This is a genomic window from Qipengyuania aquimaris (assembly GCF_020171965.1).
Lineage (GTDB): Bacteria > Pseudomonadota > Alphaproteobacteria > Sphingomonadales > Sphingomonadaceae > Qipengyuania > Qipengyuania aquimaris_A.
Genome location: NZ_JAIUZK010000001.1, coordinates 488,451 through 511,653, shown reverse-complemented (window position 1 = coordinate 511,653; position 23,203 = coordinate 488,451). Strand labels below are relative to the sequence as shown.

The 23,203-nt window shown below is 62.7% G+C and carries 19 protein-coding genes; 10 read left to right on the top strand and 9 right to left on the bottom strand.

The annotated features are described in order from the left end of the window. Positions 1-1,215, bottom strand: a complete 1,215-nt coding sequence (locus LCM24_RS02545) for an FAD-dependent monooxygenase (RefSeq protein ID WP_224802614.1) — start codon at positions 1,213-1,215, stop codon at positions 1-3. On the opposite strand from LCM24_RS02545, the gene LCM24_RS02540 reads away from it, so the two are divergent. After that, positions 1,190-3,334, top strand: coding sequence for a protein-disulfide reductase DsbD family protein (locus LCM24_RS02540; RefSeq protein ID WP_224802613.1), 2,145 nt, complete (start codon positions 1,190-1,192; stop codon positions 3,332-3,334). The two genes, LCM24_RS02545 and LCM24_RS02540, sit on opposite strands and share 26 nt — an antisense overlap. Here LCM24_RS02540 and LCM24_RS02535 read toward each other — a convergent pair. The 3 genes from LCM24_RS02535 to uvrB form a co-directional block, all read right to left on the bottom strand. Further along, positions 3,279-3,818, bottom strand: a complete 540-nt coding sequence (locus LCM24_RS02535; protein WP_224802612.1) for a hypothetical protein — start codon at positions 3,816-3,818, stop codon at positions 3,279-3,281. The genes LCM24_RS02540 and LCM24_RS02535 overlap by 56 nt on opposite strands. A gap of 95 nt (positions 3,819-3,913) precedes the next feature. Continuing rightward, positions 3,914-4,702, bottom strand: a complete 789-nt coding sequence (locus LCM24_RS02530; protein WP_224802611.1) for a class I SAM-dependent methyltransferase — start codon at positions 4,700-4,702, stop codon at positions 3,914-3,916. A gap of 125 nt (positions 4,703-4,827) precedes the next feature. Then, positions 4,828-7,023 (bottom strand): excinuclease ABC subunit UvrB, encoded by a 2,196-nt coding sequence (gene uvrB / locus LCM24_RS02525; protein ID WP_224802610.1) that lies wholly within the window; start codon positions 7,021-7,023, stop codon positions 4,828-4,830. 98 nt (positions 7,024-7,121) lie between these two features. Between uvrB and LCM24_RS02520 the strand changes: the two genes are divergently transcribed. The 7 genes from LCM24_RS02520 to LCM24_RS02490 all read left to right on the top strand — a co-directional run bounded on the left by LCM24_RS02520 (position 7,122) and on the right by LCM24_RS02490 (position 13,271). Further along, a complete protein-coding gene (locus LCM24_RS02520; protein WP_224802609.1) occupies positions 7,122-7,664 on the top strand; it encodes a DUF3617 domain-containing protein in 543 nt (180 codons plus the stop codon). Positions 7,665-7,716: 52 nt separating this feature from the next. After that, positions 7,717-8,472 carry an esterase/lipase family protein gene (locus LCM24_RS02515; RefSeq protein WP_318247351.1) on the top strand — a complete coding sequence of 252 codons (756 nt, stop codon included), beginning with the start codon at positions 7,717-7,719 and terminating at the stop codon, positions 8,470-8,472. 77 nt (positions 8,473-8,549) lie between these two features. Continuing rightward, positions 8,550-9,977 (top strand): circularly permuted type 2 ATP-grasp protein, encoded by a 1,428-nt coding sequence (locus LCM24_RS02510; RefSeq protein WP_224802608.1) that lies wholly within the window; start codon positions 8,550-8,552, stop codon positions 9,975-9,977. Then, positions 9,977-10,921 carry an alpha-E domain-containing protein gene (locus tag LCM24_RS02505; protein ID WP_224802607.1) on the top strand — a complete coding sequence of 315 codons (945 nt, stop codon included), beginning with the start codon at positions 9,977-9,979 and terminating at the stop codon, positions 10,919-10,921. Before LCM24_RS02510 ends, LCM24_RS02505 begins: the two co-directional genes overlap by 1 nt. Beyond that, entirely contained in the window at positions 10,921-11,736 is an 816-nt protein-coding gene (locus tag LCM24_RS02500) for a transglutaminase family protein (RefSeq protein ID WP_224802606.1), read from the top strand. Before LCM24_RS02505 ends, LCM24_RS02500 begins: the two co-directional genes overlap by 1 nt. Before the next feature lie 21 nt (positions 11,737-11,757). After that, complete coding sequence (locus LCM24_RS02495; protein ID WP_160595334.1) at positions 11,758-12,507, top strand: proteasome-type protease; 750 nt, start codon at positions 11,758-11,760, stop codon at positions 12,505-12,507. 137 nt (positions 12,508-12,644) lie between these two features. After that, positions 12,645-13,271: a response regulator transcription factor gene (locus LCM24_RS02490; RefSeq protein WP_224802605.1), complete on the top strand. Its 627-nt coding sequence runs from the start codon at positions 12,645-12,647 to the stop codon at positions 13,269-13,271. A gap of 41 nt (positions 13,272-13,312) precedes the next feature. Here LCM24_RS02490 and LCM24_RS02485 read toward each other — a convergent pair whose 3' ends face one another. The 4 genes from LCM24_RS02485 to putP are packed head-to-tail and all read right to left on the bottom strand — an operon-like array spanning position 13,313 to position 17,724. Next, a complete protein-coding gene (locus LCM24_RS02485; RefSeq protein WP_224802604.1) occupies positions 13,313-13,981 on the bottom strand; it encodes an extensin family protein in 669 nt (222 codons plus the stop codon). A gap of 46 nt (positions 13,982-14,027) precedes the next feature. Next, entirely contained in the window at positions 14,028-14,399 is a 372-nt protein-coding gene (locus LCM24_RS02480; protein ID WP_224802603.1) for a VOC family protein, read from the bottom strand. A gap of 12 nt (positions 14,400-14,411) precedes the next feature. Beyond that, on the bottom strand, positions 14,412-16,202 hold the full coding sequence (ggt, locus tag LCM24_RS02475; RefSeq protein WP_224802602.1) for a gamma-glutamyltransferase: 1,791 nt from the start codon (positions 16,200-16,202) through the stop codon (positions 14,412-14,414). A gap of 43 nt (positions 16,203-16,245) precedes the next feature. Beyond that, complete coding sequence (gene putP, locus LCM24_RS02470; RefSeq protein WP_224802601.1) at positions 16,246-17,724, bottom strand: sodium/proline symporter PutP; 1,479 nt, start codon at positions 17,722-17,724, stop codon at positions 16,246-16,248. A gap of 276 nt (positions 17,725-18,000) precedes the next feature. On the opposite strand from putP, the gene LCM24_RS02465 reads away from it, so the two are divergent. Next, positions 18,001-18,318, top strand: coding sequence for a hypothetical protein (locus LCM24_RS02465; RefSeq protein ID WP_224802600.1), 318 nt, complete (start codon positions 18,001-18,003; stop codon positions 18,316-18,318). 3 nt (positions 18,319-18,321) lie between these two features. Here LCM24_RS02465 and typA read toward each other — a convergent pair whose 3' ends face one another. Beyond that, positions 18,322-20,142, bottom strand: a complete 1,821-nt coding sequence (gene typA / locus LCM24_RS02460; protein ID WP_224802599.1) for a translational GTPase TypA — start codon at positions 20,140-20,142, stop codon at positions 18,322-18,324. 256 nt (positions 20,143-20,398) lie between these two features. Between typA and LCM24_RS02455 the strand changes: the two genes are divergently transcribed. Further along, positions 20,399-23,071: a TonB-dependent receptor gene (locus LCM24_RS02455; RefSeq protein WP_224802598.1), complete on the top strand. Its 2,673-nt coding sequence runs from the start codon at positions 20,399-20,401 to the stop codon at positions 23,069-23,071. The last annotated feature ends 132 nt before the right edge of the window (positions 23,072-23,203 follow it).

Below are 23,203 nucleotides of genomic sequence, written 5' to 3'. Positions count from 1 at the left end.
TCAGGCTTTCATCAGTTCGGGCACATCGCCCGATACACCGCGCGCTTCGTCCATGAAGAACTTCTTCAGCATGCCGGAACGCTGGACCCCGGCCATGCCGAGACGGCGAACCGCGCTGGCGGCCTTCCCCGGCACCCCGAACAGGCGCGTCAGGCTGTCTGTTGCGCCCATGACCATGATGGAATCGAGCGCGCGCCATTTTTCGTAGCGTTCGAGCACCTGCATATCGCCAAGATCGAGGCCCAAGCGGCGGGCATCGCCCAGCACCTCGACCAGTGCGCCGACATCGCGCAGGCCCAGATTGAGGCCCTGTCCGGCGATCGGGTGCATGCCGTGTGCGCTGTCGCCGACCAGCGCCATGCGCTCGCCCACGATGCGAACGGTGTGCTGGAAGCTGAGCGGATACGACGTGCGCGCGCTGTTGAGAGAAAGCTCGCCGAGCAGGTCGCCCATACGTTTCTGGACTTCGGCCAGGAAGGCGCGTTCGCCCATCTTGAGGACACCTGCTGCATCCTTCTCGTCGACCGTCCAGACGAGCGCGCTGCGATGCTGGCCATCGGGCCCGTCGAGAAGTGGGAGCAGCGCAAAGGGACCAGCGGGATAGAAGATCTCCCATGCCACGCCGCCATGCGGCTTGCTGTGGTCGAGGCCGACGATGATCGCGCGGTGGGAATAGTCCCAGCTGGCCATCTTCAGCTCCGCATCCTCGCGCGTTGGCGAACTGCGGCCTTCCGCGCCGACCAGCAGGTCCGCGGTCAGGACCTGTCCGTCGCCGAGCGTAGCGGAGACACCGTAAGCATCGCGCTGGCGATCGACCACGTCGACCGGGGCGTGCAGCGTGATGAGGCTTTCGTTCTTCACCGCTTCGAACAGGGCCGTGCGCAGGACGCGATTGGCGAACATCCGGCCGAGCGAACCTTCGTGTTCTTCCGGCGTGAAATCGATGCGGCCCGGCTTCATCTGGTCGAGCACGGCGATGCTCTCGATCGGGCAGCCATAGGGCTCCAGCGAGTCGGCCAGGCCGATATTGCGAAACAGGCGCCAGCTTGCAGTGGAGATCGCCGACGCGCGCCCGTCGAAACCGTCTGCTGTCAGGTCGGCGGGATCGGCCCGGTCGACCAGGTGGCTCGAAAAACCCTGTTTCGCAGCTGCCAGCGCCAGTGTGGAGCCGACGAGACCGCCGCCGAGGATGAGCAAGTCGCGCTTGTCTGTCATGGTCACGGTCCCTAGAGCGGGCGGCGTGACACTGGCAAGGATTATGGACGTCTCGCTGGCCCGGCTGGCCGCTTTCCTGCTTGCCCTCACGTGCCTTTTGCCCGCTGCCGCAATCGCGCAGGATCGCACCGCGCGCTTTGGCGACGACAATATCTCGGTCGAACTTGTTGCCGATGGCGCGCCAACGCCGGGCGAGGAATGGCTGCTTGCGCTGCGCTTCACTCCGTCGAGCGAGGAGTGGCACGGCTACTGGTCCAATCCCGGCGATGCGGGGCAGGGCATGGATTTGCAGCTCGATCTTCCGGACGGGTGGCAAGTCGGCAAGCCGCTCTATCCCGTGCCGCAGACGCTGCTCATCGGCGGGTTGATGAACCACATCTTCGAGGGCGAGTACGTCGTTCTCGTGCCGGTCACTCCCGGCCCGGATGCGGCGGTCATGAACCTCGCCCCGGTCACGGGCTTCGTCGAATACCTCGCCTGTACCGACCGGATCTGCGTGCCGCAGGATGCGGTCTTGCGTGCCCAGAGCGGGGGCAATTTCGACGAATGGCGCGGGAGGATCGCGCCGATACTCGACAGCGAGGCAGGCTTCGAGATTTCCGGCGAGCGTCTGCGCATCGGCATCCCGCTGCCAGCCTCGATGGACCTCGGCGAGCTGCACCTGTTCCTGGAAACCTCCACTCTGGGCAATGGCCTGCGGCCCGAATATGCGGCCGTGCAGACGTGGATCCGCGATGGCAACCTGCTGGTTGCCGAACTGCCGCTGGAGCGAACCAAGGGCGATAGCGCGGACACGCCCGTTCGTATCGAGGGGATACTCGCCTTGGGAGACGGTCAGGGTGTGCGGTTCATGGCGACGCCCGCAGACGTGCCGTTGGAAGGTGTGAAGGCATTCCGGGGGCCTCGGGAAACGCCTCCCTTCGGCCTGCTGGTGATCGCGGCGCTGGTCGGCGGCCTCCTGCTCAACATCATGCCATGCGTGTTTCCGATCCTCAGCCTCAAGGCGCTGGCCCTGGCGAAGGCCGGGGGCGACGAGGGCGCAGCCCGCCGCGATGCGCTCGCCTACACTGCGGGTGTCGTGCTGGCCTGCGCCGGACTTGGCGCGTTGATCCTGTTGCTACGATCGGCCGGTCAGCAGGTAGGCTGGGCATTCCAGTTGCAGGAGCCCGCCATCGTGGCGATCCTGTTTGCGCTTGCCGCGCTGATCACCGCGAATTTCCTGGGCCTGTTCGCCGTTCCCGGCCTCGCCATTTCCGGCGGCAAGCCGAGTTCGGGCGGATCCTTCGCAACAGGTCTGCTCGCTGCTTTCGTGGCGACGCCGTGCACAGGGCCCTTCATGGCGCTCGCATTGGGGGCAGCGCTGGTGCTGCGACCCATCGAGGGCTTCGCGATCTTTACCGCGCTTGGCGTCGGACTGGCGCTGCCGTTCCTGCTGGTCGGCTTCGTGCCTGCCTTCCGTCAGCGGCTGCCAAAGCCCGGTGCCTGGATGGAACGCTTCCGCCGCTGGATGGCACTGCCCATGGGATTGACCCTTCTCGCACTCGCATGGCTGCTCTGGCGCATCGGCGGAGGGCTGTTCCTGCTTTCGGCGACCGGTGTCGCGGCCGGCCTCGTCTATTTCGCGGGAATGATCTCGCCGGAAGGCCGGACTTCCGGAAAATCGAGGATGCTGCCGGCGCTGATCGGCCTCGCAATGGCCGCGGTCTCTGCGATCGGCATGGTGCGGACATACGATCCACCCATTGCCGATAGCGCGCAGAGCATTCTCGATCCGCAGGAGTTTTCGGCCGCGAACCTCGCAGCGGCTCGCGCCAGCGGCCAGCCGGTGTTCGTCTGGTTTACCGCCGACTGGTGCATCACCTGCAAGGTCAACGAGAGCGTCGGGATCGAGCGCGAAGAGACGCGCGCGGCGTTCGAGGAAGCGGGCGTCATCGCGATGCGCGGTGACTGGACGCGCCGCGACGACGACATCGCCGCTTTCCTGTCGCAGCAGGGTGCTGCCGGTGTGCCGCTTTACCTGTGGTATCCGGCGGGCGGGGACGCGCGGCAATTGCCGCAGGTGCTTACGCCTGATCTTCTTCCGGATCTTGCCCGTCAGGAGGCGGCGCGCAGTCGGTAATGAACTGCGCCGGAAGGCGGCTGGGGTTGAGGATGATCGACCCGCCGCCCGGCACCGTGGCTTCCACCGTTCGCGGACCCGTCAGCACTTCAAGCCGCGGATCGTCCGCCGGGGTGCGCCCGCGCCAGATCCAGGCCTCGCCATCCTGCTCCGCATCGATCCAGAACCGTTCGACATGGCCGTTGCCGATCATCGCCAGCACTGCCTTGGCGTGGGCATCGGCCTCGACGAAGCGGGTATAGCGCAGCAGGCCGTCCTCGCAGGCGAGGGCCATGAACGGGGTCGCACCGGGCTTGCCGTAGAGCAGGCGCTCGCGATCCTGGCTGTACGCCCAGACGGCTCCCTCGGTATCGGGCGAATCTATCGGCGTGCGCGGTGCATCGCGTTCCGCAGCAATGCGTTCACGTGTTACATACTCGTCTGATGCAGGGGGCTTGCAGGCCGTGACCAGCAAAAGCGCGCCCAGCGCGATGGTGCGAAACATGGCGCGCAGCTATGCGAAAGGGAGGGCGAGCGTCAACGCGGGAGCGACGAAACCTCACAGCTTCGCCACACCGCGCCGACGCCTCGCAGCAAACCTTACTCCGCGGGTTTCACGAACTTCATGACGACGCGGTCCGTCTTGCCCCGGATCGAGGGATCGAAGACGCTGATTTCACGGGTGTCGTCGGGATTGGCGAGCAAGTCGCTTTCCGCCTCGAGGACGAAGCCGGCCTTTGCGAAATCGTCACGAACGACCTGCGGATCGATGCGGTGGTATTCCTCGACTGTGGTGCGCGTATCCCCCGCGTTGCCGACATGGTCGATGACCCCCACGATACCGCCGGGGCGCATCATCGAATAGAGCCCCGCGAGGTAATCGGCCGGCTCCGAGCGGGGAACGTCGTATTCCTCAGATTCCCAGTAGAGGTCGTGATAAACGAGGTTCATGATCGCAAAGTCGAACCGTTCCTCGCCCCGCTCGAAGGCTTCGAAACGGTAGCGTTCGAGGGCAATGCCGGGCTCTCGCTGAGCCAGCGCCGTCCACGCCTCTTCATTGTAAAACTGTTCGGGTTCGAGCGCAGTTACGCTGCCATCCTCACCAACAGCGCGCGCGAGGATTTCCGCCCAATAGCCTCCGCCCGAAATCAGGTCGGCAGCGTCATCGCCCTGCTCAAGGCCGAAAAATGCAAGGACTTCTACCGGCTTGCGGCTCTCGTCGAGTGCGCGGGCGGCCTCGGGGCGGGCGTCATTGGCGACGGCTGCGTTGATGTCTTCAGTCGAGAGGGACGGCGCCATGGCGACTTCCCCGGCATCGTCGGATGCCGTTTGCGAGCAGGCCGCGAGCGCCAGAGCCAAGGCTCCTGTCAGGACGATAGGCAATTTCATGGTTCTCTCCCCTTGTTCAATGGCGAGAGCATGAACCGCCGACCGGCAAGTGGGAAGGACGCCGCGGTACGCTGGTCGAGACGGGGGCGTAACTTGTCGAAGTCTGGCGGGGTGCGCCTGCCGGCCTAGGGTTTGCCGCCCATCCGCTTGTAGCGCGTCTTGCCATAGCGCGTCTTGCGCGTCCCGGGCCTGCCCGCATCGCTGCGCCCGACGCGCGGGGCCTTCTTTTCTTCGTCGCCCAGGCCGAGTTCGTCGTTCTCGAGCCGGCGAATTTCGTCGCGCAGGCGGCCGGCCTCTTCGAATTCGAGATCGGCGGCGGCGGCCCGCATGCGCTTTTCCAAGTCTTCGATATAGGCGCGAAGGTTGTGGCCGACGAGGTTGTTGCGCTCGTCATCGCCGGTATCGACCGTGACGCCGTCCTGCGAGGCAGTATCGGCGACGATATCGGCGATCTGCCGCTTGATCGTTTGCGGCGTGATGCCGTGTTCCTCGTTAAATGCGCGCTGCTTTTCGCGGCGGCGGTCGGTTTCCGCCATGGCGCGTTCCATGCTTCCCGTGATCCGGTCGGCATAAAGGATCACGCGCCCGTCGACGTTACGCGCGGCGCGGCCAATGGTCTGGATGAGAGAGGTTTCGCTGCGCAGGAAACCTTCCTTGTCGGCATCGAGAATGCACACGAGGCCGCATTCGGGAATATCGAGGCCTTCGCGCAGGAGGTTGATGCCGACCAGCACGTCATAGACGCCGAGGCGCAGGTCGCGGATCAGCTCGATACGCTCCAGCGTCTCCACGTCGGAGTGCATGTAGCGCACCTTCACGCCCGCTTCGTGCATGAATTCGGTGAGGTCTTCCGCCATCCGCTTCGTCAGCGTGGTGACGAGCGTGCGGTAGCCCATTTTTGCGGTCTTCTTGCATTCCTCGATGCAGTCCTGGACCTGGTCTTCGACCGGCTTGATCTCGACCGGCGGGTCGATGAGGCCGGTGGGCCGGATAACCTGTTCGGCAAAGACGCCGCCGGTCTGTTCCATCTCCCACGAACCGGGCGTAGCCGAGACCGCAAAGGTCTGCGGGCGCATCGCGTCCCATTCGTTGAAGCGCAGCGGGCGATTGTCGATACAGGACGGCAGGCGGAAGCCGTACTCTGCCAGCGTGATCTTGCGGCGGTGGTCCCCGCGCGCCATCGCGCCGATCTGCGGCACCGTCTGGTGGCTTTCATCGACGAACAGCAACGCGTTTTCGGGCAGGTATTCGAACAGGGTGGGCGGCGGTTCGCCCGGCAGGCGTCCGGTAAGGAAGCGGCTGTAATTCTCGATCCCCGCGCAAGAGCCTGTGGCGGCAATCATCTCGAGATCGAAATTGGTGCGCTGCTCAAGCCGCTGCGCTTCCAGCAGGCGACCTTCTTCCTGCAATTCCTTCAGCCGCTCCTGGAGCTCGAACTTGATGGCCTCACTGGCCTGTTTCATGGTCGGGCCGGGAGTGACGTAGTGCGAGTTCGCATAGACACGCACCTTGTCGAGGCTGGCACCCTTCTTGCCGGTGAGCGGGTCGAATTCGCTGATTTCCTCGATCTCGTCACCGAAGAAGCTGACCCGCCAGGCCATGTCCTCGTAGTGCGAGGGGAAGATCTCGAGGTTGTCGCCGCGCACGCGGAAGTTGCCGCGCGCGAAAGCGGCATCGTTGCGCTTGTATTGCAGGGCCACCAGCTTGCGGATCAGTTCGCGCTGGTCGACCGTCTGGTCCTTCTTGATATCAAAGATCATGGCCGAATAGGTTTCGACCGACCCGATACCGTAGAGGCAGGACACCGAGGCCACGATGATGACGTCGTCACGCTCCAGCAGGGCGCGCGTGGCCGAGTGGCGCATCCGGTCGATCGCCTCGTTCACCGAGCTTTCCTTCTCGATGTATGTGTCGGACCGCGGCACGTAGGCTTCGGGCTGGTAATAGTCGTAGTAGCTGACGAAATACTCGACCGCGTTTTCCGGGAAGAAGCTCTTGAATTCGCCATAAAGCTGCGCGGCTAGGATCTTGTTAGGCGCAAGGATCAGGGCGGGGCGCTGCAATTCCTCGATGACCTTGGCCATGGTGAAGGTCTTGCCCGAACCGGTGACGCCCAAAAGCGTCTGCGTCTTCTCGCCATCGCGTGCGGACGCGACCAGTTCCTCGATCGCGGTCGGCTGGTCGCCGGCGGGCGTATAGTCGCTGACCAGCTTGAACTTGCGGCCGCCCATCGATTTTTCGGGACGCGCGGGTTTGTGCGGTACGAACTCGCCTGTTGTGTCGGGTTCTTCGAGGCCGCGCCTGATAACGAGTTCTGACATGTGCGCACATATGGGGAACGAATAGGGCAGGTGCAACGGCGGCTTGCGCAAGCGTGGCGTGCTGCTAGCCTCGCGCAACCAATCACGCGGAGAATTCCATGCGCAATACATTGACCCTCGCCATCGCCACCATCGCGCTCGCCGCTTGCGGCAGCTCGAGCGATGCTGACACAGACGGCGATGGCACCGTGTCGGCAGACGAGGTCGAAGCGGCAGCGGCCAAGGTGAAGCCTCTGGAGGCGGGCGAATACAAGATGAACCTGGAGCTGGTCGAACTCGTCGATCCATCGATGAGTGAAGGCGATGTCGCCAAGGCGAAGGAATTCATGGGCGCCATGGCAAATGCGGCCCCTGCGCGGTGCCTCACCGAAGAAGAAGCGAGCAAGGGCATGATCGGCATCGCAGAGCAGATGCAGAACGGCGATTGCACGATGGACAGCCTCACCTCGGATGCCGACGGAATGCAGGCCGCGATGACCTGCAAGGCAGGCGACGGAGAGGCCAAGATCACCATAGACAGCCAGTCGACCGGGACGGCCAGCGAGATGACGATGACGGCCGTCGAACCGGTTGCAGGCAGCGAAGAGACGAAGCGCGTGACCATGAAGGTCGGTATGACCCGTACCGGCGACTGCACCTGACGCGCGGGCACCTGTTCAGGAAACCGCCATCCGCGTCGTGCATTCTTCCTGAATGATGCAGACGCCGTCGTTCCAGGAAACCCGCGAGGAAATGAGCCGCAGGCTGGCGCTTGCCGCAGAACCGAGCCCGGACGATGCGCGCGGGCCACGCGCGCTCCTGCTGGCCAAGGAATTCCTATGGCCGCTGGAACCGGTGAAGCGCCGTTTCGAAGATTTCACTGTATCGCCTGCCACGCATCCAAAACGCGTCATGCTGCTTCCAGGCTTCGGCGCGCACCCTGTCCGTATGCGCTGGATGGCCCGCAAGCTCGAGGATGCAGGACATACGGTGAAACGCTGGGGCATGGGTTATAACCTCGGCGCGACGGCCGATCGCTTTGCCAAGGTCGAGGAGCGTCTCATCGACCTGTATCACCGCCGCGGGGAGCCGATCGTGCTGGTCGGCTGGAGCCTTGGCGGGGTCATGGCGCGCGAACTGGCGAAGAAGCATCCGGACAAGATCGCCAAGGTGATTACGATGGGTTCGCCCTTCTCCGGTTCCCCGCGCGCGAACAACGGCTGGCGCGCCTACCAGGCGATTGCCGGCCACCGTGTGGACGAACCGGAGATCGATACCGTGGTCAGCGAAAAGCCGCCCGTCGAAACGGTTGCATTCTGGTCGCCGCGCGATGGCATCGTGCACCCGCGATCGGCCTGCGGCAGACCCGGCGAACGCGACCGTGCGGTGGCCTTGCGCTGCACCCACATGGGCTTCGTCCTGACACATGAGGCCGTTTCCGCGCTATTGTCGGAACTGGATCGCTCCTGAACCTTTAGTTGGTGGAGCGGGGCATTGCGCCGCGCGAAGGGCCGCGTCCTGCGGTCCGTTGCAACTTCCGGGGGATCATGAGCGGCACTGCCGACTTCTTCAATGAAATGCGCGAGCCGGATGGCTCGGTCCGCGATGCCTATTCGTCCTACTGTGACTGGTACGATGAACAGGATGCGAAGCTCCTGAAGCGCAAACACCGGGAAGCGGAGACGAACTTCCGCAAGACCGGGATCACATTCAATGTCTACGGCGAGGACGAGGCCGAAGAGCGCCTGATACCGTTCGACATGGTGCCGCGGATCATCACCGCGAACGAGTGGCGCAAGCTGACGAAGGGGATCGAGCAACGCGTCAGTGCGCTCAATGCCTTCATGCACGACCTCTATCACCGCCAGGAGATCATCCGCGCGGGACGCCTGCCGCAACGCCTGCTGCGCGACAACGCTGCGTGGTTGCCGAACATGGTCGGTTTCACCCCGCCGGGCGGCGTTTACACCCATATCGTGGGCATCGACCTGGTCCGAACAGGGCCGGATGAATTCTTCGTGCTCGAGGATAATGCGCGCACGCCGTCGGGCGTCAGCTATATGCTGGAAAACCGGGAAACCATGATGGCCATGTATCCCGAACTGTTCATGCGGGTGCCGGTCGAAAGCGTTTCGGATTATCCGCGTCGGCTTGCGAAAAGCCTTGCCGCCTGCGCACCCGAAGCGGCCGGTGACCGGCCGGTCGTGGCGGTCCTGACGCCGGGCATCTACAATTCGGCCTATTTCGAGCACGCCTTCCTTGCCGACCAGATGGGTGCCGAACTTGTCGAAGGCAGCGACTTGCGCGTCGTCGATGGCCGCGTGGCGATGCGCACGACCAGCGGGTACAAGGCGGTGGATGTGATCTACCGCCGGGTAGACGACGAATTCCTCGATCCGCTGACGTTCAATCCCGACAGCGTGCTCGGCGTGCCGGGCATCATGGACGTCTACCGTTCCGGCGGCGTCACGATCGCCAATGCGCCCGGCACAGGGGTATGCGACGACAAGGCGATCTATTCCTTCATGCCCGACATCGTCGAGTTCTACACCGGCGAGAAACCGCTGCTGCCGAACGTCGAAACATGGCGCTGCGCGGACGAGGACAGCCTTAAATACGTGCTCGACAACCTTGAAGAACTGGTGGTGAAGGAAGTCCACGGTTCGGGCGGATACGGCATGCTGGTTGGCCCTGCATCGTCGAAGAAGGAAATCGAGAAATTCCGCGCGAAACTGGTCGAGAACCCGTCCAACTATATCGCGCAGCCGACCCTCTCGCTGTCGACCTGTCCGATCTACACGAAGAAAGGCCTCGCCCCGCGTCACGTCGATCTGCGGCCTTACGTCCTCGTCTCGCCCGACAAGATCGACATCACGCCAGGCGGCCTGACTCGTGTCGCGCTCGAAGAAGGGTCGCTGGTCGTCAATTCGAGCCAGGGCGGCGGGACCAAGGATACCTGGGTGTTGAAAGATTGATGCTGGGCAGGACCGCAAACGGATTGTTCTGGATGTTCCGCTATCTCGAGCGGGCTGAGAACACTGCGCGTCTGCTGGATGCTGGCATGCGCATGGCCCTGACCCGCGACCTGGTGACGGCAGAAGAGGAATGGCGCTCGGTCATTTCCACCGCCGGACAGCGGACCGCTTACGAAGCGAAGCACGGCACTTACTCCGGCAGCCAGGTGTGGAACTTCATGCTGCGCGACAAGGCGAACCCTTCGTCCATTCTGGCAATGTTCGGGCTGGTCCGGCAGAATGCGCGCCTCGCCCGCAACGCCATCAGCGGGGAGCTGTGGGAAGCCATCAATGAAAACTGGCTGGTCATCGACGAACAGCTGAAGAAACCGGTGGCCGAAAACCGCGTCCTCGACACGGTCGCTACGATCCGCCGGGCGGGCACATTGGCCCACGGCGCGCTGGCCGGTTCGATGCTGCGGGATGAAGGCTACCATTTCGCCCGCGCAGGGACATTCATCGAGCGTGCCGATAGCATTTCGCGCATTCTCGACATCAAGTATTACCTGCTCCTGCCGTCGCTATCCTATGTCGGCTCCAGCCTCGATACAGGCCAGTGGGACCAGGTGCTGCGCTCCGTTTCCGGGGACCGCGCCTATCGGTGGCTCAATGCCGGACAGATCGATGCGAAGGGCATTTGCGAATTCCTCATCCTTGACGAACGTTTCCCGCGCAGCCTGGCGTTCTGCTATTGCGCGCTGCGTGACGATCTTGCCGCCCTGGCGAGGCTCCATGGCACCGAAGGGCACAGCAATATGCTCATGCGCGATGCCGATACGCACCTTACCGATTTGACGATCGAAGATATCTTCGATCAGGGCCTGCATGAATTCCTTGTCGGGTTCACGCAGGACAATGCCTCCATCGCCGAAGCGATTTCCACCGACTACAGGTTCCTTGCCTGATGCGCCTTTCGATCCGCCACACCACCCGATACCGTTTCGGCCAGCCCGTCGTCCATGCACTGCAGCGGTTGAGGCTGGTGCCCAAGCAGACGCAGGGGCAAGAGATCCTCGATTGGTCGATGGAGTATGAAAACGCTCATGAAGAGCTGCAATTCGAAGACCAGCACCACAATACGACAACCCTGATCGCGGTCGAACCGGGCGCCAGGGAAGTGGTCGTCACCTGCAAGGGCACCGTCGACACACACGACCATGCGGGCGTGATCGGTCGCCATGCAGGCCACCTGCCGCTCTGGAGCTTCCTGTCGCAGACATCGCTGACACGCCCGGGTCCCGGCATTCGCAAGTTCTTGAAGGAATTCGAAGGTCGCGAGGACGAGAAGCTGGACCTGCTTCACGAAATCTCGCGCCGCATCCTGGAAGAAGTCGAATACAAGGTCGGCTCCACCATTCCGCAAACCACTGCCGAAGAAAGCTTCGCCGCCAAGGCCGGGGTCTGCCAGGATCACGCGCATATCCTTATTGGTATTGCGCGGGCACTCGATATCCCCGCCCGGTATGTCTCCGGCTACCTCATGATGAACGATCGGATCGACCAGGAAGCGACCCACGCCTGGGCGGAAGCTTTCGTCGACGGATTGGGCTGGGTCGGTTTCGATGTTTCCAACGGAATTAGCCCCGATGCGCGCTATGTCAGGGTTGCCACGGGCCGCGACTACCGCGATGCAGCGCCGGTTACCGGGATAAGCTTCGGCAATGCCGAACAGGTGCTGGAGGTCGACGTCTCGGTCGAACAGCAACAAGTGCAGCAATAAGCGGCAAGATTTGGGATCTAGATGACATATTGTGTAGGAATGGTGCTCGAAAAGGGCCTCGTGCTGATGAGCGACACTCGCACCAATTCGGGCGTCGACAACATCTCCGTCTTTCGCAAGATGTTTACCTGGCAGGTGCCCGGCGAACGTATCATCACCGTCATGACTGCCGGCAATCTTGCAACTACGCAGGCGGTAATCAGCCAGCTTGAAGAGCGCACCAAGCAACCCGACGATCGCGATAACGCGATCCTGAAATCGCCCACCATGTTTCAGGTGGCGACCGAGATCGGCAAGCTATTGCGCGACATTATCGCAGATCGGCAAGGTGCCAATGGCGATCGGGGCCGTGGACGCTTCACCGCATCGATCATCGTCGCGGGCCAGATCGCAGGCATGGAGCCGCGCCTGTTCATGGTCTATCCCGAAGGCAATTTCATCGAGGCCAGCCTCGACACGCCTTTCTTCCAGATCGGCGAGACCAAGTACGGCCGCCCGATCATCATTCGCGGATACGACCGCACGATGAGCCTCGAGGACGGGGTAAAGCTGCTGATGGTCAGTTTCGATTCCACGCTAAAGGCGAACCTTTCCGTGGGTCTTCCGCTGGACCTGCAGGTCATCAAGCGCGACAGCTTCGAAGCGGGACACCAGCACCGTGTGACCCATGACGACCCCTATTTCCAGGCGATTTCGTCCAGCTGGGGCGATGCGCTGAAGAACGCGTTCCACTCGCTTCCCGATTACAGCTTCTATCATGGTGATGATTGATAGAGCGATGCATCCAATTCGGATTTATTACTTTCGTACCTAATCCGTTTGATGTTCCCATGCACACTAATAGTTTGCATCCATATCCGTAGTCATCCGGAATGCGCATTGTCCCTTATGCTGCCAGCATCACGGGCATGGAAAACAAACAGATACTCCACATCGTCGACGGTTCGACCAGGGCACGCGCGGCGCAGGCGCATATCGGTTTCGATATGGGACATCATTGCGAGGTTTACGCCGATGTCGGCGAATTGCTGGCGACGTCGCCCGGGAGCGGGTTGGTCCTGGCCCGCGACGATGAGGGCCACGGCGCTGTCACGGTCGTGCTGCGAACCTTGGCGTCTAAGGGTATCTGGTTGCCGGTCGTAGGGACCTCGGAGGACCCGCGACCGGGACGGGTTGTCGCTGCAATCAAGGCAGGTGCACTCGATTACTTGCGGCTGCCGTTCGAAGTAAGTCGCCTCGGTGAAGCGATTGCGCGGATATCCCGCGAAGCCGAGGCTTACGGGGCAGCGCGGCGCAAGATGATCGAAGCGCGCAGCAGGATTGCGTCGCTATCGCCGCGTGAACGTGAAGTGCTCGACTGGCTAGCCGAAGGGCGCAGCAACAAGATGATTGCGCGCGAACTGGAGATCAGCCCGCGAACGGTCGAAATCCACCGGGCGAACATGATGAACAAGCTGGGCGCGCATCACGCCGCCGAGGCGGTGCGCCTGCGTATCGAAGCGCATCTCGACGGCGCGCAGATTTCCGCGGCCTGATCGGGTCGTTTACGAGCCTGCGGGTCGCACCGACAGGCGGGTCAGCGGCAAAAGGAACCGCGGCCGAATTCCAGGTGGAGGTGATCGCGATGGGCGGCGTTGTAATCGGGGCCCAGCACGGTCCCGAAGCGCTTGCACGCGCTGGAATGGACCGTGCGCAGGAATCTTCGCTCTTCTGGCGAAGCATTCCAGCCGCTCTGGACCGTGATCCTGCGGCCATCCGTCAGCACAAAGCCCGATACGTCGACTGCCTGAGCTTGCGAATGAGCGGACAACCGGTTGGTGCCCGCGACATTGCGGCAGGAGTAGCTGCCCATGGTCTCGATCCGCTCCAATCCAGCTCCCAGGATCTGGCGCGCGGCACGATCGACGCCGAAGCGTGCCCAGGCGGCAAAATCCTTGGCGACGGGACAGGCTACGGCCGTCAGATTGGTAACGTCGAACGGCCCTGTATCGCCGTAAAGGGCGCTGAGACGAACGGTGTTCCGCGTCGAGCAGCCACCGGCCTGGAGCTTGTCGGGCAGGGGAGCGAATTGCGCGCGCGTGCTACCGAGATCGGCGAGGCATTGCCGCGCCTCACGGCTAGGTTCGGGCAGGGCTTGAGCCGATCCCGAAGGGCGGGACGATGCTTCGCCCGTGCGTTCCGGAACCGCGCCGCATCCGGCCAGCGCCACAGCTGCAAGCAATGCTGGGAAGGCTGCGATCCTCATGAAGCGGCAAGCTACATCGGCGTTTGGAACGCGGCAAGCGCACCGATTATTCCGGCGCGAGAACCTGCTCCCATAGCTCGATTTTCACGCCGTCGGGATCGAGCAACCAGGCGAACTTGCCGTAACCCTCGTCGACGCTGTCCAGCACGTCGACACCCTTGTCTTTCAGTTGCGCGACGAAGGTATCGAGATCATCGACGCGCAGGTTTATCATGAAGCTACCACGCCCCGGCTTGAGATACTGGTCGTCCTTGAAGTGGCTGATGAGGGAATAGGGCTTGTCGCCGGTTTCTTCGCTCCAGTTGATCTGCGGTCCGTAATCGCCGTCGATACCCAGCGTTTCGCGATACCAGGCGCGGGTCGCTTCCGGGTCCCTCACCACGTAAAAGACGCCGCCCAATCCCGTAATCTTGGCCATGTGGCCCTCCTCTCAATAACCGCTTGCCTGTCCGTCCTTGCGCATCTCGGTAGCCCCGGTCAGCACACCTGTTTCGGGATCGCGTGCGATGGCCTGGTAGCCGCCGAACATGATCCCGTTTGAGACGACTTCGACCTTGTGGCCCATCGCACGCAATGCTTCGACGGTTGCCACAGGTATGCCCGGTTCGACGTATAGCGTGCCCAGCGGATCGGCAGAGGGGCCTTCCAGCGCTTCCGTCGGCTGCCTGCCGCCATCATGGTTGAGCCGTGCGGCATCGCCTGCCTCCTGCAGGTTCATGCCGTAGTCCACGATGTTGACCAGCACCTGCACATGCCCTTGCGGCTGCATGCCTCCGCCCATCAGGCCGAGTGTCATGTACGGCTTTCCGTCCTTCTTCACGAAAGCAGGGATGATGGTGTGGAAGGGGCGCTTGCCCGGCTCGTAGGCATTGGGATGGGCCGGATCGAGGCTGAACAGCTCGCCCCGGTCCTGGAACATGAAGCCGGTGCCTGGCGCCACAAGCCCGCCGCCCATGCCGCGATAATTCGACTGGATCAGGCTGACCATCATGCCATTGCCATCGACCACGGTGAGATAGGTGGTGTCGCCTTCGCCCTCCAGTTTCGGCTCGCCGGGCCCGAATTCCGGGACTGCGCGCGCCGGATCGATGAGGGCGAAACGTTCGCGACCATATTCGTCGCTCAGCAATTCCGCGGGGAGACGCGCGAAGTCGGGATCGGCATAGAAGCGGGCAACATCGGCATAGGCCAGCCGCTTGGCTTCGGTGATGTAGTGCAAGACTTCGGGGCTTCCCCGTTCCCATTGCGAGAGGTCGACGTTCTTGAGGATGTTGACCATCTGGAGAGCGGCGAAGCCCTGGCTGTTGGGCGGCAATTCGCACAACTCGTACCCGTCCTTGTAAAGCGCACAGGCAGGGTCCACCCACTCGCTTTCGTGGTTGGCGAAATCCTCGCGCGTAAAGGCGCTGCCCTGCGCCTTGAGATAGGCGACCATCACATCTGTCAGCTCGCCGTCGTAGAAGGCATCGCGGCCATCGCGCCCGATGGTCTCCAGCGTATTGGCAAGGTCCGGATTGCGGAACATCTCGCCGGCCTCGGGTGCTGTCCCGTCGGAGAACCAGACCTTACGGGCGTTGTCGAACTCGAAGGGATAGGCTTCCTGCCGGGCAGTATAGGCACGCAGTGAGCGGTCGAGATACATGGCGATGACCGGCGCGATTGGGTGACCTTCGCGGGCATAGGAAACAGTCGGGGCAAGCACGTCGCTCATGGGCAGCTTACCGAATTTGCCGTGCATGGCGAACCATGCATCGACCGTACCGGGAATGGTGATGGGCAGGGGGCCGACCGGTGGCAGGCTGTCCGCGCCATCAAGCTTTTCGAGCAGTTGGTCGAGCGTCTGCCCCTTGGGCGAGCGGCCCGATCCGTTGATGCCGTGCAGCTTGCCGCTTGCCGGATCGTAGACGATGGCAAACAGGTCGCCGCCGATGCCGTTTCCGGTCGGTTCCATCAGACCGAGCGCGGCATTGGCAGCAATGGCCGCGTCGACTGCGCTGCCGCCTGCCTTGAGGATATCCAGCGCGATCTGCGTTGCCAGCGGATGCGCCGTCGCGGCCATGCCGTTCTGCGCGATGACGGGGCTGCGCGACCAGTTGGCGCCGACCGGCCTGCCGCCGGCGCCGATCTGCTGTTCCACGGCGCGTTCTTCGGTCTGCTCCTGTGCGGTCGACGGGACCGCGATCAACGCCAGTGCCGCGGCTCCTGCCAGTATCGCTCGCATTTCACTCTCCTGTTTCTTTGGAGAGCGGTGTGGAGCGCCTTTGTCAGGCTTGCAAGGGGTCTGCCGACTTGGCGGTCGCCTTGCTGACCAGCCAGATCGCAATCCACGCGGCGATGAAGCCCGGTACGATCTCGTACAGGCCACCATCGAAGCCGGGAAGGGCGGAATTCCAGCCCAGCGCGATCCACGCCATCACGACCGCGGCACCCGTCACCAGTCCGGCCACCGCACCCGCTCCGGTCATGCGGTCCCAGGTCAGCGACAGGATGATCAGCGGGCCGAATGCCGCGCCGAATCCGGCCCACGCGTTGGAAACCAGACCGAGCACCTGGCTGTCGGGGTCGCTGGCGATCCAGATGGCGGCCAGCGCAACCAATGCGACGCAGATGCGGCCGACATTGACGCTCTCGCGCTCGCTCGCCTGCTTGCGGAAGAACAGCTTGTAGAAGTCTTCCGTCAGCGAGGACGAAGCCACCAGCAATTGCGAGCTGATCGTCGACATGATCGCGGCCAAGAGGGCCGCCAGCAGGAAGCCGGTGATCAGCGGATGGAACAGCAGGTTCGCAAGGACGATGAAGATCGTCTCTGGGTCGTCCACCACGATGCCGTTACGTTCGGCAAAGGCGCGTCCGGCGATGCCGATACCGATGGAGCCGAGCAGGGCTACGCCCATCCACGTCATCCCGATATTGCGCGCGGTCTTCACCTTGGCGACGGTGTCGATGGCCATGAAGCGCACGATGATATGCGGTTGGCCGAAATAGCCGAGACCCCAGGTCACCGCGCTGATAAAGCCCAGCGCCGTCAGCCCTTGCGTCAGGCTGAGGAAGCCCGGGACATCGACTTCGGTAAGCGATCCGCCACCGCTGCCGCCTTCGCCGAACATGACGACGAGCGGCATGATGACGAGGGCAGTGACCATGATGAGCCCCTGCACGAAGTCGGTCAGGCTGACCGCGAGGAAACCGCCGACCATCGTGTAGGCCAGCACGACCAGCGCCGTGATCCAGATGCCGAGCATGTAATCGCTCATGCCTGCGTCAGGCAGCAATCCGGCAAAGCTCGTCTCGAACAGCTTGCCGCCGCCGACCAGGCCCGCAGCGGTATAGACTGCGAAGAACACCACGACGATCAGTGCGGAGACGACCCTGAGGGCGACCGCCTTGTCGGGAAAGCGGTTGGCGAGGAATTCCGGGATCGTCAGCGCATTGCCCAACTCTTCGGTCTGCTTGCGCAGGCGCGGGGCAACCACGATCCAGTTGAACAGCGCACCTACGAAGAGACCGATGCCGATCCACGCCTCTACAAGGCCCGCCGCATAGAGCGCGCCCGGAAGGCCCAAGAGCAGCCAGCCGCTCATGTCGCTAGCCCCTGCGGAGAGCGCAGCGACCGAGGGGGGAAGGTTGCGCCCGGCGAGAAGATAGCCCTCGCTTGTGTCGGTCGAACGCCGCCAGGCCCACAGGCCGATGCCGATCATGAGTACGAAGTAAAGTGTCAGCGAAATGAGAGTTCCGGTTTGCATGGCGCGGCAGGTAACAAATGTAACCGGTGCTGGCCACCCATGCGGATTTGCAGGACCCGATGCTCACCGCGCAGAGAGGAACGCGAGGGCAAACAAGAGGTTGATAGGTGCATGAAATCAGCGTTTCTCCCTCTCGCCTGTGGATTGTTCCTGTCGGCTTGCTCCCAATCACCGGACGCCGAGGGGGAGGAGGTTCCTGTCGCGCAAACGCCTGCAGCCAAGGTTGAAAGCCCGCCTTCGCCGCAGGTCGGTCCGAATTCGCCAGAAGAGCAGGCCGTGGCTTCGGCGTCCACGCAAGACACAATCCCTGCGCGCTTCCACGGCAAATGGGCGCAAGGCGCAGAAAACTGCGACATCCCCGGCCACCAGCAATATCGCATTGCGGCAAACCAGGTCGGTTTCTTCGAATCGCGCGGCATCGTTGAGACAGTCCGCGTCGACGGCGATTACGCCGCTGCCACGCTGAGCGAACAATATGGCGATGCGCCGCCGACCGTTTACGTGTTTTACATGGCGCGCGAAGGCGAAGACGCAATGCGCCTTCGCTACGACAAGAATGACCGGTTCAGCGTGGTGCGCTGTCCCGAAGACTGAAGCTTACGACTGAGCGGCCCGCTTGGCGCGCTTGCGCTCGTGCGGGTCCAGGATGGCCTTGCGAAGGCGGATGTTTTCCGGCGTCACTTCGACCATCTCATCGTCATCGATATAGGCAATGGCCTGTTCCAGCGTCATGACGCGCGGCGGGGTGAGGCGGATGGCGTCGTCCTTGCCGGTCGAACGGAAGTTCGTCAGCTGCTTCGACTTCATCGGGTTCACTTCCAGATCGTCGGGCTTGGCGTTTTCGCCGATGATCATGCCTTCGTAGATCTTGGCGCCGCCGCTGATGAACAGCTCGCCGCGGTCTTCCAGTGCGTTGAGCGCATAGGGAACAGCTTCACCCGGGACCATCGAGATAAGCACGCCATTCTGGCGGCCTTCGATCTGCCCGCGATAGGTGTCGTACTTCTCGAACAGCCGGTTCATGATGCCCGTGCCGCGCGTGTCGGACAGGAATTCGCCGTGATAGCCAATCAGGCCGCGCGACGGGGCGGAGAAGGTGATGCGGGTCTTGCCCTGGCCCGAGGGACGCATTTCGGTCAACTCGGCCTTGCGGCGCTGCATCTTCTCGACGACCGTGCCAGAGTGTTCGTCGTCGACGTCGATGACGACGGTTTCGAACGGCTCCATGCGCTGGCCGTTTTCTTCGCGGAAGAGCACGCGCGGGCGGCTGATGCCGAGCTCGAAGCCTTCGCGGCGCATCGTTTCGATGAGCACGCCGAGCTGGAGTTCGCCGCGGCCTGCAACCTCGAAGCTGTCCTTGTCGGCGCTTTCGGTGATGCGGATGGCGACGTTGGTTTCCGCTTCGCGGTAGAGACGGTCGCGGATCATGCGGCTCGTCACCTTGCTGCCTTCCCGGCCGGCAAGCGGGCTGTCGTTGACCGAGAACTGCATGGCGAGCGTCGGCGGATCGATCGGCTGCGCTTCGATCGGCTCCTTGACCGAAGGATCGGCGATGGTGTTCGAGACGGTCGCCTTTTCCAGGCCGGCAAGCGCGATGATGTCGCCTGCCTGTGCGCTGTCGACCGGAACGCGGTCGAGGCCATCGAACGACAGCAGCTTGGTTGCGCGACCGACTTCGATGACATTGCCATCGGCATCGAGCGCGTGAATCGGGTCGTTGAGATTGATCTTGCCCGACTGGACACGGCCGGTCAGCACGCGGCCCATGAAGTTGTCGCGGTCGAGGAGGGTGGCGAGGAAGCTGAACGGTGCCTCGGTGTCGAGACCCGGAGCCGGCACATGGTCGACGATGAGCTTGAACAGCGGTTCGAGGTCGCCTTCGCGCGCATTCTCGTCTTCGCTGGCATAGCCGTCGCGGCCCGAAGCCCACAGCGAAGGGAAGTCGAGCTGTTCGTCGGTCGCATCGAGGCTGGCGAAAAGGTCGAAAACTTCGTCGAGCACTTCCTGCGGACGCGCATCGGAACGGTCGATCTTGTTGACGACGACGATGGGGCGCAGGCCAAGGCCAAGCGCCTTGCCGGTGACGAACTTGGTCTGCGGCATCGGGCCTTCGGCGCTGTCCACCAGCAGGATCACGCCATCGACCATGCTCAGGATACGCTCGACCTCCGCGCCGAAATCGGCGTGGCCGGGCGTGTCGACGATGTTGATGCGCGTGCCGTTCTTCTCGACGCTCGTGCACTTGGCAAGGATCGTAATCCCGCGCTCTTTTTCCAGATCGTTGGAGTCCATCGCGCGCTCTTCGACGCGCTGGTTCTCGCGGAAGGTGCCGGACTGGCGGAAGAGCTGGTCGACCAGCGTGGTCTTGCCGTGGTCGACGTGGGCGATGATCGCCACGTTGCGTAGGTCGCGGGACATGATTTTGCTTTCGTAAGGGTATCGGAGCGGCTGGCGCGGATTCGGCTCTGCCAATTCGTGCGCGCCCCTAGCTTAGATGCTGCAATGCGGCAAGCATTTGAGAGTGTGACTCAAACAACACACCCGTTCTTACGCACGCGAACCGCAGCGCTAAATGCTTGTATGGAAACGACTGGCGCAATAATTCGGCAACCAGCTTGCGTGACTGTGGGGACTACGCAGCCGACCAAATTGTGGTTTTGAGAGAGGATTATTCATGAATTTCAATCGTTTCGGCCGGAAAGCGGCCGTTCGTACCGCCCTGCTGGCAGGTGCCGCGGCAATTACGCTGCCCGGCGCTGCCGTCGCGCAGGACCAGGAAGTAGCGGAGCCCGACGCCGATGAAATGGCGCTCGAGACCGAAGAACAGGACATGGGCAACGTCATCGTTGTGACTGCAACCAAGCGTGAACAGACGCTGCAGGAAGTCCCGGTTTCGGTATCGGTTACTTCGGGCGAAGTGATCGAGCAGGCGCAGATCCGCGACGTTCTCGATCTCCAGACGGTCGCTCCCTCGCTGCGCGTCAGCCAGCTGCAGAGCTCCTCGAACACCACGTTCTTCATCCGTGGCTTCGGTAACGGCGCGAACAACTTCGGCCTCGAACCGTCGGTCGGTGTCTTCATCGACGGCGTTTTCCGTTCGCGTACGGCTGGCGCTCTCTCGGATCTCGCCAACGTTCAGCGTATCGAAGTCCTTCGTGGTCCCCAGTCGACCCTGTTCGGCAAGAACGCCTCGGCTGGTGTCATCTCGGTTGTAACCCGCGAACCGCAGTACGAACTCGGCGGCAGCGTCGAAGCCGTTTACGGCAACCTCAACCAGATCATCGTCAAGGGTGACCTGACCGGCCCGATCGGCGAAAATCTCGCCTTCTCGGTCGACGGTTCCTACAATAAGCGCGACGGTTACGGCCAGATCGTCAATCTCGATGCCGACCTCAACGACCGCAATCGCTGGTCCGCTCGCGGCCAGCTGCTGTTCGAACCGACAGCCGACCTCAAGTTCCGCCTGATCGGCGACTACAGCCGGATCGACGAAATCTGCTGTACTGTCGGTAATATCCGTAACGGTCCGACCGGCGCAGCGATCTTCGCCCTCGGTGGTGCGATCGATCCGGAAAACCTGTTCAGCTACGACACCTACCTGAACCGCGAGCCGGTCAACGAAGTCGACAACTACGGCGTTTCGCTGCAGGCCGACTGGAATGTCGGTGCGCTGACCGTGACTTCGATCACGGCCTATCGCGAGCTCGAGAACTTCTTCGACCAGGACATCGACTTCACCAGCGCTGACCTCGCCAGCGAAGTTCGCGCCCAGGACGTCCAGACCTTCACCCAGGAACTGCGCCTGTCGTCCGATTTCGACGGCCCGTTCAACTTCCTGCTCGGCGGTTATTACTTCGACGAGAGCATCAACCAGGAAAGCGAACTGCAGACCGGTTCGGACTTCCGTGGCTACGGTGAATTCCTCGGTGCCTTCATCGCCCAGGATCCGACGTTCTCGTTCAACACCATCGAAGGTGCGCTCGGCCTGCCGCAGAACAGCATCTTCAATACGCCGCTGCTGACCAGCGAAAGCTATTCGATGGACAACAAGGCGTGGTCGATCTTCGGCCAGGTGGACTTCGAGCCGTTCGAAGGTCTCGTCCTCACCGCCGGTTTCAACTACACCGACGACGAGAAGGACTTCGCCCTCAGCCAGGTCTCCTATGACCCGCTGGCGAACGTGAACCTCGTGGATGCCGTCATTGTCGGCCAGATCGCAGGCGCGCTCGGCATTTCGCCCGCGGACGTGACCCCGGCTGTTATCCAGGGCTTCGCGACGGGCGCGACGACCGCACCGATCTTCCAGCAGATCGCTGCCGTGGCGACGACGGAATGCAACCCGGCCGCGCCGGCTCCTTGCAACCCGCTGCTCGGCCTGCAGGCATTCCAGTTCCAGCCGCCCTTCGTCGACCTGCCGAACGCGGTAGAAGACGGCCGTACGCGTGACGATGACTTCTCGTACACGCTGCGTCTCGCCTACGACGTCACGCAGGACCTGAATGCGTACATCAGCTACGCTACCGGCTTCAAAGCCAGCTCGGTCAACCTGTCGCGCGATTCGCGCCCGGCATTCGGTGACTACATTCCGGGTCCGTTCGGCAGCCAGATCCTGGCACCGTCCTCGCCGATCCTGAATGGCGGCCTTGCCGTGCCGAACCTGACCACCGGTTCGCGCTTCGCTGGTCCGGAAGAAGCGGAAGTGTGGGAAATCGGTCTCAAGGCACAGTTCGACCGCATGGGCTTCAACCTTGCCGTGTTCGACCAGTCGCTCGAAGGCTTCCAGGACTTCCTGTTCACCGGCACCGGCTTCCAGCTGACCAATGCTGGTAAGCAGTCGGTTCGCGGTTTCGAGTTCGATACGACGATCAACCCGGTCGACCCGCTGGTCCTGACCTTCGCCGTGACCCACCTCGATCCGCTGTTCGACAGCTTCGTCGACGGTCCGGCAGGCGACCTTTCGGGACAGCGTCCTGCAGGCATTCCTGCGTGGAACATCGCCACTTCGGCAACGTACACGCACGAATTCGGCCTGTCGGGTAATCGCCTGATCACGCGCCTCGACTACAACCACACCAGCAACACGCAGATCCTCAACGCTATCGGCGGCTTCGGCTCCGACGAGGCTGCGCGTGCGGTTGCCCGTGACTATCGCCGCGAGATCAACCTTGTGAACGCGTCGACGACCTTCTCGATGGAGAACGGTCTGGAATTCGGCCTGTGGGCACGTAACCTGCTGAACGATCAGTACATCGGCACCCTGTTCCCGAGCGTTGCTCAGGAAGGTTCGATCTCGGGTTACCCGAGCGCACCGCGCACCTACGGCGGCGTGGTACGCTTCCGCTTCTAAGCGGCGGGCACACCGACCAAACAAGGGGAAGGGGGCTTCCGGGCCCCCTTTTTCGTGCCTTTCATACTTCGGGCGCTGGCGGTCCCATTGCGGGACGCAACGATCGATGTCGCGGAATTGAAACCGAAGCCG